Source organism: Salmonella sp. HY31 (assembly GCF_042604575.1).
In the GTDB taxonomy this organism is placed as follows: domain Bacteria; phylum Pseudomonadota; class Gammaproteobacteria; order Enterobacterales; family Enterobacteriaceae; genus Salmonella; species Salmonella diarizonae.
The window spans coordinates 3,580,427-3,594,548 of record NZ_CP170479.1; the positions used below are offsets into that span (position 1 = coordinate 3,580,427).

The following is a 14,122-nucleotide window of genomic DNA, read 5'->3' on the forward strand; positions in this document are numbered from 1 at the left end:
CGATGGAATGGGTTTTTAAGATGGCGAAATTGCGGGTAGGAATAGTATTTGGCGGTAAGTCAGCGGAACATGAAGTGTCTTTGCAATCAGCGAAAAATATCGTTGATGCGATCGATAAAACCCGCTTCGACGTAGTGCTGTTAGGGATAGATAAGGCGGGACAATGGCATGTTAACGATGCGGAAAATTATTTGCAGAATGCAGACGATCCGGCACATATCGCGCTACGCCCTTCGGCAATCAGTCTGGCCCAGGTGCCTGGCAAACACGAACACCAATTGATTAACGCCCAGAACGGGCAACCGCTGCCGACGGTAGATGTCATTTTTCCTATCGTCCACGGTACGCTGGGTGAAGACGGCTCATTGCAGGGGATGCTGCGCGTCGCAAACTTACCGTTTGTCGGTTCAGACGTTCTGAGCTCCGCAGCCTGCATGGATAAAGACGTCGCCAAACGACTGCTGCGCGATGCAGGACTGAATATCGCCCCGTTTATTACACTCACCCGGGCCAACCGTCACGCGTTTAGCTTTGCCGAGATAGAGTCTCGTCTGGGACTGCCGCTGTTCGTGAAGCCCGCTAATCAGGGCTCTTCAGTCGGCGTAAGTAAAGTCGCCAACGAGGCGCAATATCAACAGGCGGTCGCGCTGGCCTTCGAGTTCGATCATAAAGTGGTGGTGGAGCAAGGGATCAAAGGGCGCGAGATCGAATGCGCCGTATTAGGTAACAGTAGCCCGCAGGCCAGTACCTGTGGCGAAATCGTACTGAATAGCGAATTTTACGCCTACGATACCAAGTATATTGATGATAATGGCGCACAGGTTGTCGTGCCTGCGCAGATCCCTTCCGAGGTGAATGACAAGATCCGCGCGATCGCGATCCAGGCTTATCAGACGCTGGGCTGCGCGGGTATGGCTCGTGTCGATGTCTTTTTAACGACAGACAATGAGGTCGTGATTAACGAGATCAATACGCTGCCAGGTTTTACCAATATCAGTATGTATCCAAAACTCTGGCAGGCGAGCGGATTGGGCTATACCGATTTGATCAGCCGCCTGATTGAGCTGGCGCTGGAACGCCATGCGGCGGATAACGCCTTAAAAACCACGATGTAATAACGCACGCCCGATAGCGCAACGTTTATCGGGCGTCTTTTGCCTCATCATCTTCGCGCCGACGAATGATGAACCCCGCCAGCCAGAAGCTAATAATCCATGTTACCAGCCCAACGCCATAGGTTTGCCATCCTTTCGCCTCAAAACCCAGCAATCCTACGACGCCATTCAAAATAAAGATAAGGCCAATAGCGAAGGCATAGTAGTGCCAGTCACGACGAATTTTTACAGGCAAATGCATAACAACTCCGACGTATTAACAACAGCAAAAATGTATTTTTACATACTTCTTGCGGGCGAGTCTGTGGGGGATACGGAATTTCTTAAATGTTAATTGATTTAGATAAAAGTGATAATTTTGTGACAACTAACAAAAATTTACGCGATGGATACATTCCGTATGTGAAATTACCATGATTCTGATATTGACAAACACAATGACCTGTCAGACTTCACAGTAAGCCGATGGCATAACGCCAGATCGTAGCCGATCACCCTGGAGGTCTTTATGGCTGATTTCACTCTCTCAAAATCGCTGTTCAGCGGGAAACATCGAGAAACCTCCTCTGCGCCAGGAAATATTGCTTACGCCGTATTTGTACTGTTTTGCTTCTGGGCCGGGGCGCAGCTTTTAAACCTGCTGGTTCATGCGCCGGGCATCTATGAGCATCTGATGCAGGTACAGGATACAGGTCGACCACGGGTAGAGATTGGGCTGGGCGTCGGGACGATTTTTGGCCTGGTGCCCTTCCTCACGGGCTGCCTCATTTTTGCCGTTATCGCCGCGTTTTTGCGCTGGCGTCACCGTCACCAGTAAACCTTAGCGCGCTGGCGAAAATATCCCAGCGCAAAATTTATCGCCCCATACACTGCGCCCGCCGTTCATCAACTCGCTTAGCAAACCAGGCGGTCGTCAGCTTGCGCGTGATCTTCGGGCTTTCCAGTTGAATACCGGGCAACATTTCCCGCGCAAGCGTCCTGCCCGTTTTGGCCTCGGCCAGTTTATAGACGTTCTTGTAGAGCGCCGTTTTTTCAAACGCCAGGCTATCGCCCTTCTCCAGTTGGCTGCGAATCTCACGCTCACTCATTCCCAACTGTTCTGCCAGTTTGCGCGCCGCTAACTCTGTTTTACCCGGTTCCTTGCTGTTATAACGAATCAGATCGCCATCCAGCGCCAGTTTTACGCCGCTGGCTTTACTGACGGCATTCTGGAACGCGGCGTTACGGCTGGCATACCATCCGGCGTTGAAATCGGCGAAGCGGAAAACAGGCGCGCTGTAGTTCGCCGGGTAATTCAGCAAATGGTATGTTCCAAACCACAGTCCGCCACGGCGCGTAAACACTTCCTGACGTACCGTGCCCGCCATCTTCCACGGATAGCCTTTAGCGTGCTGTTCGGAAAAGGCGATACTGACCTGCATCGGGCCCCCCGTATGCACCGGGTTATATGAGCCAAATAGCGTCTGCCCCATAGGGGCCATATTGATAAAATCGTCAAAAATAGCGCTAAGCTGTTTTTCGGTTTTTACCGTATCCAGGCGTTCGCTATAGCTCTTCCCGTTGGGGGAGTTAATTTTCAGCGCGGTGTGCACCAGAAACAGCGGAATGTGCAGTCGCTCAGCACGACGATCAATCTCCTGCCAGGCTATTTTACTTAGCCCCGGCACGACAGGGTCAGCCTGATAACCGGACTCCTGCTGGACGACAGCCAGCACCGAACAGATATTTTCTACCGTCGGCGCCAGACCCTGGCTCTTAAACGTTGTCGCGATATCTTTCGCCCAGGCTTCTCTGTCTTTGACACTGGCCGGCATTTTCTGGCGTACTACGCTTGCAACGTCGACAGGCTTCTCGCCCTTGTTCACAGGCTGCCCGGATTGACTACTACAGCCAGCCAATATTGCGATCGCCAGAAAAGGCAGAGGATAAAGACGGGACGCCGCCGGCATAACGTTTCCTTCTGTTAGCTAAAAGAGTGGGTCACATCCTGAACTGGCTGACCATCCAACTGGCGTTCAAAACTACGTAAACGTTTATAGATAGACATCAGCTCCACCAGCGTCGTCCAGGAGTTAATCAAATACTGGAACGAACCGCGCACCTGGCCAAACACGTTGGTGATTTGCGTCATCAGACCCAGCGTAATCGTACCGGCAACAATGGAAGGAAACAGCAGGAACAAACCGAAAACGTTATCAACCTGCAAATAGAGAATGCGCGCAATGTTGAAATACATATAGTGAAAGTAGAGACGGAAGTAGTTATGGCGCACCGCGCTAAACAGTTCACGGACGGTTGGCGGCGTGGCGCGGCTGGCGTCATCTTCGCCGTAGACCAACTCTTTACGATAAGCCGCTTCCACTCGCTGATTTTTAAATTCCAGCCCCGGCAATTTGATCCCGACGACCGCCAGCAGGCCCGTACCCATTAATGACCAGACTATGGCGGCAATGACCAGGCCGTAAGGAACATGTCCCACGACAGGTAAATCCGGCACATGCGCTGACAGGGTGACTAACACCGGCAAGAAGGCGATGAGCGTCATAATGGCATTGATAAAACTCACGCCCATATTCTCCAGTGTAGAGGCAAAACGCATGGTGTCTTCCTGCACACGCTGGGCGGCCCCTTCGATATGGCGCAGATACTGCCAGTGCGCCATATAGTGCTCATTCATTGCGGTACGCCAGCGAAATACATAGTGGCTGACAAAAAAGTTGTTCAGCACGCCGATCACCACGGCGATAAGCGCAATACCGAGAAACACCCCCACTTCATAATAAAATTGACCAAGAGTTACCTTGTGCGGCGAGCTGAGCGCCGTTTGAATCAAATCATAGAACGGCGCGTACCAGGCGTTAACCGCGACGCCGACCTCCACCAAAAACCAGGTGACAAAAATAATGAGCGAGGTGCCAAGTATCGACCAGTACTGCCAGCGGTGCGGGCTATAGATGAACCAGAACGTTGCAAATAAACCAACGCAAATCAGGTAATAAGCATAAAAAATCAGATAGTCCAGCGACCAGAATCGCGCGGCGCTGATAGGCACCTTATCGGATGCTCCCACAAGTCGCGCCACCCAATCTCCTCCTCCCGCCTGCCAGAAAATGACGGCGATCAGCGCCCAAACAAACGCTGAAATGAAAAACGGCCCTGGCTTTGGGAAAAAAGATTTAAACATCATGCTCTCCTGCTAACTTCTTATCTTTATTACGGCTACTGTGACGACGGCAATATCAAGCCATGCCCTGGCAAATGAAAGGGCTAAACCAGGCATTGTGACCTACGTTGTGACGCTTAGTTCGCACTTCTGCTCAATAGAATTGTTTCGACGAGTTTCATACATGAGCATGCCGGCTAACGCTATCAGCGTTATCACAAGCGCGATATCACTAAAGTAAACATTCTCCATCACGAAAACCCGCCGTTACGTTTTCTCACCCACTTTTTTCTCTTTAACACTTTGCAATGTGCCGCCGGGTAGTATAAATACGCATAACCTCCGTTATTTCATTTATGGACATCACCGTTGAAACGTAGTCTGCTTTTTACTGCCACACTGTTTGCGGCATCACTTACTTCTGTCCAGGCGGCTCAGCCGATTGCCGATCCAGTTTTTGCCTCTGATATCGTTGATCGTTACGCCGAGCATATCTTTTATGGTAGCGGCGCCACGGGCATGGCGCTGGTGGTAATCGACGGCAATCAACGCGTGTTTCGTAGTTTCGGTGAAACCAGACCGGGCAATAATGTTCGTCCACAGCTTGATTCGGTTATTCGTATCGCTTCTCTCACCAAGCTAATGACCAGTGAAATGTTGGTGAAATTGCTCGATCAGGGAACGGTAAAATTAAACGATCCTCTTAGCAAATATGCCCCTCCCGGCGCGCATGTCCCGACGTATCAAGGCACGCCGATTACGCTGGTCAACTTAGCGACCCATACCAGCGCGCTTCCGCGAGAACAGCCCGGCGGCGCGGCGCATCGTCCGGTATTTGTCTGGCCAACCCGCGAACAACGCTGGAACTGGATCTCCACAGCGGCCTTAAAAGTAGCACCGGGCTCGCAGGCGGCCTATTCCAATCTGGCGTTCGATCTGTTAGCCGACGCGCTGGCGGCCGCCTCCGGCAAACCTTATACGCAACTGTTTGAAGAAAAGATTACCCGCCCGCTGGGAATGAAAGACACCACGTTTACTCCCTCTCCCGATCAGTGTAAGCGTCTGATGGTGGCAGAGAAAGGCGCAAGCCCCTGTAATAATACGCTGGCAGCCATCGGCAGCGGCGGGGTTTATTCTACGCCAGGAGATATGATGCGCTGGATGCAACAGTATCTGTCGTCAGATTTCTATCACCGTAGCCATCAGGCCGATCGTATGCAAACGTTGATTTATCAGCGCACGCAGCTAAAAAAAATGATTGGGATGGACGTACCGGGTAAAGCCGACGCACTCGGTCTGGGCTGGGTCTATATGGCGCCAAAAGACGGACGTCCTGGCATTATCCAGAAAACGGGCGGCGGCGGCGGTTTTATTACCTATATGGCGATGATCCCACAATATAATATTGGCGCTTTTGTGGTCGTAACCCGTCCCCCCCTCACTCGATTTACCAATATGAGCGACGGTATTAACGATTTGGTTACTGAGTTAAGCGGCAATAAACCCATTATCATTCCTGCATCCTGAGTCGTCGTGCTTCGCCGTATATCAGACGAGGCACGACATTTTTGTTAATATTCGAAGGGCAAACGGTTAATACTGATCAGTTTGCCTTTATTCATTTCAATATAATTACCCTTACGCAGGGCCGCGAGTACTTCCGCCACCACCGATCGCGATACGCGCGTTCGTTGATGAATATAATTCATAACACCAATACGTGAGCGAAGTTCTTCATCCCACTCAATCATTGTTATTAACGTCGCCCGAATCTGGTCGTAAGAATTATTACCAATGAGCTGCCTGTCACGAAGTTCCAGTACCTGACTTTTCCATGCTAACCAGCAGAATGCTTCACGCCACAGTTGGTTCTGCTCAATGATAGCGAGAGTTTGTGATGATGAGAGGCGATAACCGATGCAACCGCTCTCCGCAATTAATTTATATTGAGGCTCTTTTTTCACCACACCATCGGCTAAGCCGAAAATAAAGGGGGCCTGCACAATACCAATAAGAACTTTATCACCCCGGATCAACGAAACAACCCCCTCTAAAATAACAAAGGTATGGGTGTTACTTTCATCAGGTGAACAAATAATCTCTTTATCGTTAACAAATTCGAAACGTGTACCATGCTTAGAAAGGCATTTATCGAGTTTCCTGAATTCCTGGAGTGGCTTGCTTAAAGATAACATATGCATTCCTTGCAATAATGCCCGTCAGGTCCTTGACGGGCATTTTTCAGTTTAAATTACCTTTATTTCTCCTGAGAGAAATGAATTACCAAGTATATTTAATACCAACGTTTGCAGACCAGTCTTGCTCAACATCACCGCCGCCGAGGTTGTTAGCATCGTTGTAGGTGCTGAAGTCCTTCGTGAAGCTGAACTGAGTATCCAGCCGCAGCGCCTTCTATACCAATGTCGATAGAGTCGTCGTTTACGTCAGCATCGCTGTTGGAGTCGTCGTAAACGTAAGCCAGTTTGAAATCAAGCGTCAGAAGCGGTGTTGCCGTCAACGTAAGTACCGTCGCTCATGTTAGCAGATAAGTCGTTGTTGAAGCGAGAGTAACTCAAGTTACCGTCAAAGTAGCTTCCCCCTGCGCCGCCATTATCCGCCAGACCATGACGAACGCTGGTCAGACAAGTACCAACGGTGTTTTTTTCATTTAGCAAGGACGATTATGCGGCGTCATCGCTGAAAGGTTCAATTATTCTTTACCCTCAGTCCGGATTCGGACATGAATTAAATACGTTTCCAAAAGCGAAATAAAACTATAAAAATAACTTTTATTTCAGCAAGTTGCAAGCAAGTCAAGAAAATGGAATACATATAAGAATAATATATTTAATAGAAATACAACATAAACATGAATAACAGACAGTACGTCTCTTACTTAAAAAGAAATGAAATAAAACTAAAATTACTGCAAAATTAATTGCTCCTAAAAATGCGTCACACTTTAAAATATTAATTTCCAGTATATAAACCAGTACCATTATCTTCCGGCGCTAGCGTTGCGCCCGCTGCGTTAAGGACCGTTTTCGTAAAACATCTGCCTACAGATTCAGGTATACTAGGCCTTCGATTCCACAAACATCAGGCAGACCATGACAGACCTTATCCATCGCCCTCGCCGCCTGCGCAAATCCGCTGCGTTGCGCGCCATGTTTGAAGAGACAACACTCAGCCTGAACGACCTGGTGTTGCCGATCTTTGTTGAAGAAGAACTCGACGATTACAAAGCTATTGACGCCATGCCTGGCGTAATGCGCATCCCGGAAAAGCACCTGGCGCGAGAAATTGAACGTATCGCAAATGCTGGTATTCGTTCCGTTATGACCTTCGGCATTTCTCACCATACTGATGACACCGGCAGCGATGCCTGGAAAGAAGACGGCCTGGTAGCGAGAATGTCCCGCATCTGTAAGCAAACCGTGCCGGAGATGATCGTCATGTCCGACACCTGCTTCTGCGAATACACCTCGCACGGTCACTGCGGCGTGTTGTGCGAACACGGTGTGGATAACGATGCGACGCTGGCCAACCTCGGTAAGCAGGCCGTTGTCGCGGCGGCGGCTGGAGCAGATTTTATTGCGCCCTCTGCGGCAATGGATGGTCAAGTCCAGGCCATCCGCCAGGCGCTGGACGCCGCCGGTTTTACCGATACGGCAATAATGTCCTACTCCACTAAGTTCGCCTCTTCTTTCTACGGCCCCTTCCGTGAAGCAGCGGGTACCGCGTTAAAAGGCGACCGCAAGACGTATCAAATGAATCCGATGAACCGCCGTGAAGCAATTCGCGAATCACTGCTCGACGAAGCCCAGGGCGCGGATTGCTTAATGGTGAAACCGGCCGGCGCGTATCTGGACGTGCTGCGTGAAATCCGCGAACGCACAGAGTTGCCGCTTGGCGCTTACCAGGTGAGCGGTGAATACGCCATGATTAAATTTGCTGCTATGGCTGGCGCCATTGATGAAGAAAGGGTCGTGCTGGAAAGTCTGGGCTCGATTAAACGCGCCGGCGCCGATTTGATTTTCAGTTACTTCGCGCTGGATCTGGCTGAGAAAAACATTCTGCGTTAATTCTGTCACAGGGCGGTGCTCTGCCGCCCTTTCCGGTGCTCTGCCGCCCTTTCCCGACTTTACAGTACCTGTCTCCCCCAATATTCAATCTTTGGCACTGACCCGTCGCCGGATAGCGCCAACAACGCGGTCTATCCGGCCTACGGTTATTCCTCGATCGCCTGGATCGTGCGGCGAAGCATCTTTCCGGAGCGCGTTTTGGGGAGCTGCGAGACAAACCAGACATGAGCCGGACGACCAAAGTTACCGATCTGGTTGTCCACCAGCGCCATAATCGCTTTTTCCTCGCCGCGCGCCGCCTCGCGATCCGCCAGCGTGTCGCCCTGTTTAGGAATGACGAACGCCACCGCCACCTGCCCTTTCAGAGCGTCTTTTATCCCCACCACCGCAACTTCCGCCACGTTCGGGTAACTGGAGATACTTTCTTCTATTTCTCGCGTCCCCAGTCGATGACCAGCAATATTAATCACATCATCGGTACGGCCAAGAATAAAGTAATAGCCCTCGGCATCGCGAATTCCCCAGTCGAAGGTGGCATAAACCTGGCGGTTAAACAGCGACCAGTAAGTCTTCACAAAACGCGCATCGTCGCCCCAAATAGTCTGAATACAGCCCGGCGGCAGCGGCCCTTCGATTACCAGCATTCCTTTTTCATTTATGCCGCAGGGTTCGCCGGTGACTTCATTGAGTAGCTGAACGTTATAACCGTACATCGGCACGCCTGGGCTTCCCAGACGCGACGGCCTGTCGTCCAGCGCGCGCGCCAACGCCATGATCGGCCAGCCGGACTCCGTCTGCCAATAATTGTCAATGACCGGCACACCCAGCGTCTCCGTCACCCAGGCGGCAGTCGGCTCGTCCAGCGGCTCCCCGGCCAGATAAAGTGCCCCCAGCGAGGAGAGATCGTGATTACGGATTTGCGCCGTCGGGAATTTTTTCAGCACGCGAATCGCGGTCGGGGCGGAGAACATCCGGCTAACCTGGTATTTCTCGACAATCTTCCACCAGACCCCGCAGTCCGGGTACGTCGGCAGCCCTTCGTAAACAATAGTCGCCATACCTGCCAGCAGCGGCGCGTAAACGATATAGGAGTGGCCAACGACCCAGCCGATGTCGGATGCGCAAAAGAACACGCCGCCCGCTTTGCCGCCGAAGATGGTGTCCATTGAGGTTGCCAGCGCCACCGCGTAGCCGCCGACGTCGCGCTGGACGCCTTTCGGTTTGCCGGTAGTACCGGAGGTATAAAGAATACACGAGGTTTCATTGGATTCCAGCCACGCCACCGGCACGCTCGCGCCGAGATGCTGCTGGCGCAACGTGGCAAAATCCAGATCGCGCCCGGCGACCCGCGCCATTTTCGCCAGTCCTCTGTCCACCAGCAGAACGTGCTTCGGCTGATGCTGCGCCTGCGCGATGGCGTCATCAAGCAGCTTTTTATACGGCAAGATTTTACCGCCGCGCGCCCCGGCATCCGCCGACACAATCAGCGCCGGTCTGGCATCGTCAATTCGCGCCGCCACGCTGTGCGAGGCAAAACCGCCAAAGACCACCGAATGGATCGCGCCAATGCGCGCGCAGGCCAGCAGCGTTATCTGCGCTTCGGCAATCATCGGCATATAGACCAATACGCGATCGCCACGCTGCACGCCCAGCGACAGCAACATGGCGGCCACAACGTTGACTTCATCATGCAACTGGCTGAAGGTAAACGTACGCTCTTCATCGGTCTCTGATGAGACGGCAATCAGCGCCAGTGTCTCCGGCTGTTTATCCAGCCAGCGGTCGACGGCGTTATGACATAAGTTAGTGGTACCGCCGCAAAACCAGCGGGCAAACGGTGGACGGCTATGATCCAGCGTCTGCGTAAACGGCTGTCGCCAGTCGATACGCCGGGCCTGCTCGGCCCAGAACGCCTCCGGTTCGTTAATGGAACGCTGATAAAATTCGCTAAAAGACATCACGCTCTCCTGTTGAACTTACGCCTTACTGCTGGCTGGCTCAGATGACATATAAATCGAGGTATTCGTTAACCGGCATCTGCTCCAGGCAGGCTCTATCCAGGGAGACATCCAGAATGCGTTGCTGCTGGCGAGTCGGGAACTGACGCGCCAGGTTAATTTTAAATTTTTCGATAAGCTTCGGAATACCGTCGGCGCGGCGACGCGCATGACCAATCGGATACTCCACGATAACCTCGTCAAAGCATGAGCCATCAGTAAACTCCACGGTGATCGCATTGCCGATAGCACGTTTTTCCGGGTCGTGATAGTCGGCGGTAAAAGCCGGGTCCTCATAACACACGATCTTCTCGCGCAGGGCGTCAATACGCTTGTCCTGCGCCACCTCGTCTTCATAATCCGCCGCGGTTAACCGTCCGAACAGTAACGGCACGGCAACCATATACTGGATACAGTGATCGCGGTCCGCCGGGTTATTGAGCGGGCCTTTTTTATCGATAATGCGGAGACAGGCTTCGTGGGTGCGGATGGTCACTTTCTCGATATCCGCTGCCGTTTTTCCCGCGGTCTGCATCTGCTCATACAGCGTCATCGCCGCTTCGACGGCGGTTTGCGAGTGGAATTCTGCCGGGAAGGAAATTTTGAATAGCACGTTTTCCATCACGTAGGAGCCGTAAGGTCGCTGGAAACGGAACGTTTCGCCTTTGAATGAAACGTCGTAGAAGCCCCAGGTTTTCGCCGTCAGCGCTGACGGATAACCCATCTCCCCAGTTTTCGCCATCAGCGCCAGGCGCACCGCGCGTGAGGTAGCGTCGCCCGCCGCCCAGGATTTACGCGTACCGGTATTCGGCGCATGGCGATAGGTGCGCAGCGACTGCCCATCCACCCACGCCAGCGATACCGCGTTGAGGATCTCATCGCGCGTCAGCCCCAGCATTTCAGCGACCACCGCGGTCGAGGCCACTTTGACCAGCAGCACATGGTCAAGCCCGACACGATTAAACGCGTTTTCCAGCGCGATACAGCCCTGAATTTCGTGGGCTTTGATCATCCCGCTCAATACCTGTTTCATGGTCAGCGGCGCTTTGCCGGCGGCGATGGCGTTGCGTGACAACCAATCCGCGATCGCCAGAATACCGCCCAGGTTGTCGGAAGGATGGCCCCACTCGGCGGCAAGCCAGGTATCGTTAAAATCGAGCCAGCGGATCATCGCGCCAATGTTAAAGGCTGCCTGTACCGGATCGAGCTGGAACTGGGTGCCCGGCACGCGTGCGCCGTTGGGCACCACGGTGCCTGGCACGATCGGCCCAAGCAATTTTTTACAGGCTGGGTATTCCAAAGCTTCCAGACCACAGCCGAGCGTGTCGAGCAGACAGTAATGCGCAGTGTCATACGCGACTTCTGAGGAGATTTCGTAATTCATAACGTAATCAACGATATCCACGATTTCACGGTCGAATTGCGGGCGGATGTTCAGTTGTTGGGTAGACATAGGGTACGTTTCCTGCGTTTTATTTTTAATAAGAGTGAATTAGCAACGTTCGTCGATTGCGACAAACTCGCGATCGTCCGGGCCGGTATAATTGGCGGAAGGACGAATAATTTTGTTGTCCTGACGCTGTTCAATAATGTGCGCCGCCCAGCCGGTAACGCGGGCGATGACAAACAGCGGGGTGAACATTTCGGTAGGGACGCCCATCATGTTGTAGGAGACCGCCGAAAACCAGTCGAGATTGGGGAACATCTTTTTGGTCTCCCACATCACGGTTTCCAGACAGTCGGCGATGTGGTACATCTTCAGCGAGCCGCCTTCTTCTGAAAGCTGTTTCGCTACCCGTTTGATCACCTGATGGCGTGGGTCGGCGATGGTGTAAACCGGATGTCCAAAACCAATCACCACCTCTTTGTTTTCCACGCGTTTACGGATATCCGCTTCCGCCTCGTCCGGCGTTTCATAACGCTGTTGAATTTCCAGCGACACCTCATTCGCCCCACCGTGTTTCGGGCCGCGCAGCGCGCCAATCGCGCCGATAATCGCGGAGTAGACGTCCGAACCGGTCCCGGCAATCACCCGGCTGGTAAACGTCGAGGCGTTGAACTCATGCTCGGCGTATAGCACCAGCGAAATATGCATCGCCTTTTCCCAACTTTGAGTTGGCTTTTCACCATGTAGCAGATGCAAGAAATGGCCGCCGATGGAATCATCGTCGGTTTCCGGCTGAATACGTTCGCCGTTGTGGCTGTAGTGATACCAGTAGAGGAGGATTGAGCTGAGCGAGGCCAACAGCTTATCGGCAATATCCCGTGCGCCGGAGACGGTATGTCCCTCTTTTTCCGGCAGGGTACAGCCCAGCGCGGAAACGCCGGTCCGCATCACGTCCATCGGGTGCGACGCTGCCGGTAAGGCTTCCAGAACGGTACGGACATTGGCGGGTAATCCGCGCAGCGCTTTTAATTTGCTTTTATAAGCATTCAGCTCGTCGCGAGTCGGTAATTTTCCGTGGATCAGTAAATGCGCGACTTCTTCGAATTCGCAGTGCTCCGCCAGATCGAGAATGTCGTAACCGCGATAGTGCAGATCGTTACCGCTTTTTCCCACGGTACACAGAGCGGTGTTCCCGGCAGGTACGCCAGACAAGGCGACGGATTTTTTTGGCTTAATGACATGGTTATTATTTTGCAGGATCGTGGTGTCGCTCATAGTGTCCTCGTCATTTTTGTAATGTGTAGGGCGTAGGCCTGATAAGGCGCAGCCGCCATCAGGCATTGTCGGATGGCACTGCGTTTATCCGGCCTACGATTTTTTGGCGTACAGGGCGTCGAGTTTTTCCTCGAACTGGTAATAATTGATGCTTTCATACAGCTCGTTGCGGGTCTGCATGATGTCGATCACGTTCTTTTGCGTCCCTTCCTGGCGCAGTACGGTATAGACTTTTTCTGCGGCGCGGTTCATGGCGCGAAACGCCGACAGCGGATAGAGCGCCATCGCCACGTTTGCGCTGCGTAACTCGTCGGTAGTAAACAGCGGTGTCGCGCCAAACTCAGTGATGTTGGCGAGGATCGGCACCTGCGCCACGTCGGCGAACTGGCGGTACATCGACAGTTCGGTGATCGCCTCCGGGAACAGCATGTCAGCCCCCGCGTCTACGTAAGCCCGCGCGCGATCGAGAGCCGCCTCCAGCCCTTCCACCGCCAGCGCATCGGTACGCGCCATGATCACAAAGTTCGGATCGGTGCGCGCATCCACTGCCGCCCGAATCCTGTCCACCATCTCCTCTTTCGAGACGATCGCTTTGTTTGGACGGTGTCCACAGCGCTTAGCGCCAACCTGGTCTTCAATATGCAGCGCGGCGGCGCCCGCTTTGGCTATGGACTTTACCGTCCGCGCGACATTAAAGGCGGAGGAGCCAAAGCCGATATCCGCATCCACCAACAGCGGCAGCGGACAAACATCCGTGATGCGCCGGATATCGGTTAACACATCATCCAGCGTCGAAATCCCCAGGTCCGGCAGTCCGAGCGAGCCCGCTGCTACGCCGCCGCCAGAAAGATAGATCGCCTGATACCCGGCCCGTTGGGCCAACAGAGCATGATTAGCATTGATAGCGCCGACAATTTGCAATGGATTCTCTTTGGCGAGCGCGGCGCGAAATACCTGCCCCGGCGAATGTAGAGACATATTCGATCCTCATGTTAGTAAATTGTTACTCAAGATATATTAACCAAAGCAAAGGCTATGCCAGGCAAAGAGGCAGCGAGAAAATTAAATACAATGAGATTTAAAAACAGATAATTACAGCA

The 14,122-nt window shown here is 52.8% G+C and carries 12 protein-coding genes and 1 pseudogene; 4 read left to right on the top strand and 9 right to left on the bottom strand.

The genetic code is table 11. The features are described 5' to 3' along the window. Nucleotides 1-20: 20 nt before the first annotated feature. Nucleotides 21-1,115: a D-alanine--D-alanine ligase gene (gene ddlA, locus ACE15A_RS17030; RefSeq protein WP_023246127.1), complete on the top strand. Its 1,095-nt coding sequence runs from the start codon at nucleotides 21-23 to the stop codon at nucleotides 1,113-1,115. A 25-nt stretch (nucleotides 1,116-1,140) separates the two neighbouring features. On the opposite strand, the gene ACE15A_RS17035 is transcribed toward ddlA, so the two are convergent. Then, on the bottom strand, nucleotides 1,141-1,356 hold the full coding sequence (locus ACE15A_RS17035; RefSeq protein WP_023246126.1) for a DUF2754 family protein: 216 nt from the start codon (nucleotides 1,354-1,356) through the stop codon (nucleotides 1,141-1,143). A 267-nt stretch (nucleotides 1,357-1,623) separates the two neighbouring features. On the opposite strand from ACE15A_RS17035, the gene ACE15A_RS17040 reads away from it, so the two are divergent. Next, nucleotides 1,624-1,932, top strand: coding sequence for a YaiY family protein (locus tag ACE15A_RS17040; protein WP_000763138.1), 309 nt, complete (start codon nucleotides 1,624-1,626; stop codon nucleotides 1,930-1,932). A 37-nt stretch (nucleotides 1,933-1,969) separates the two neighbouring features. Here the strand turns inward: ACE15A_RS17040 and yaiW are convergent, their stop codons facing one another. Together yaiW and sbmA are read right to left on the bottom strand one after the other, a co-directional pair. Then, the gene (yaiW, locus tag ACE15A_RS17045) at nucleotides 1,970-3,064 is read right to left on the bottom strand and encodes a surface-exposed outer membrane lipoprotein YaiW (RefSeq protein ID WP_053508585.1); all 1,095 of its coding nucleotides are present in this window, start codon (nucleotides 3,062-3,064) and stop codon (nucleotides 1,970-1,972) included. Nucleotides 3,065-3,078: 14 nt separating this feature from the next. Next, entirely contained in the window at nucleotides 3,079-4,299 is a 1,221-nt protein-coding gene (sbmA, locus tag ACE15A_RS17050; protein ID WP_023246124.1) for a peptide antibiotic transporter SbmA, read from the bottom strand. Nucleotides 4,300-4,647: 348 nt separating this feature from the next. Here sbmA and ampH point away from each other — a divergent pair, with 348 nt between their 5' ends. After that, entirely contained in the window at nucleotides 4,648-5,805 is a 1,158-nt protein-coding gene (ampH, locus tag ACE15A_RS17055) for a D-alanyl-D-alanine-carboxypeptidase/endopeptidase AmpH (RefSeq protein WP_064055906.1), read from the top strand. 44 nt (nucleotides 5,806-5,849) lie between these two features. On the opposite strand, the gene iprA is transcribed toward ampH, so the two are convergent. Together iprA and ACE15A_RS17065 are read right to left on the bottom strand one after the other, a co-directional pair. After that, nucleotides 5,850-6,473, bottom strand: coding sequence for a hydrogen peroxide resistance inhibitor IprA (iprA, locus tag ACE15A_RS17060; protein ID WP_053508589.1), 624 nt, complete (start codon nucleotides 6,471-6,473; stop codon nucleotides 5,850-5,852). Between the two features lie 85 nt (nucleotides 6,474-6,558). Beyond that, nucleotides 6,559-6,944 (bottom strand): annotated as a pseudogene (locus ACE15A_RS17065) (autotransporter outer membrane beta-barrel domain-containing protein); the annotation flags it as partial. Between the two features lie 444 nt (nucleotides 6,945-7,388). Between ACE15A_RS17065 and hemB the strand changes: the two are divergent. After that, a complete protein-coding gene (gene hemB, locus ACE15A_RS17070) occupies nucleotides 7,389-8,363 on the top strand; it encodes a porphobilinogen synthase (RefSeq protein ID WP_053508591.1) in 975 nt (324 codons plus the stop codon). 146 nt (nucleotides 8,364-8,509) lie between these two features. Here the strand turns inward: hemB and prpE are convergent, their stop codons facing one another. The 4 genes from prpE to prpB all read right to left on the bottom strand — a co-directional run bounded on the left by prpE (nucleotide 8,510) and on the right by prpB (nucleotide 14,000). Next, nucleotides 8,510-10,321, bottom strand: a complete 1,812-nt coding sequence (prpE, locus tag ACE15A_RS17075; protein ID WP_129382468.1) for a propionate--CoA ligase — start codon at nucleotides 10,319-10,321, stop codon at nucleotides 8,510-8,512. Between the two features lie 40 nt (nucleotides 10,322-10,361). Continuing rightward, nucleotides 10,362-11,813, bottom strand: coding sequence for a bifunctional 2-methylcitrate dehydratase/aconitate hydratase (locus ACE15A_RS17080; protein ID WP_053508594.1), 1,452 nt, complete (start codon nucleotides 11,811-11,813; stop codon nucleotides 10,362-10,364). Between the two features lie 39 nt (nucleotides 11,814-11,852). Next, entirely contained in the window at nucleotides 11,853-13,022 is a 1,170-nt protein-coding gene (gene prpC / locus ACE15A_RS17085) for a 2-methylcitrate synthase (RefSeq protein ID WP_023246118.1), read from the bottom strand. Nucleotides 13,023-13,115: 93 nt separating this feature from the next. Further along, nucleotides 13,116-14,000, bottom strand: a complete 885-nt coding sequence (gene prpB, locus ACE15A_RS17090; RefSeq protein WP_023246117.1) for a methylisocitrate lyase — start codon at nucleotides 13,998-14,000, stop codon at nucleotides 13,116-13,118. Between the last annotated feature and the right edge of the window lie 122 nt (nucleotides 14,001-14,122).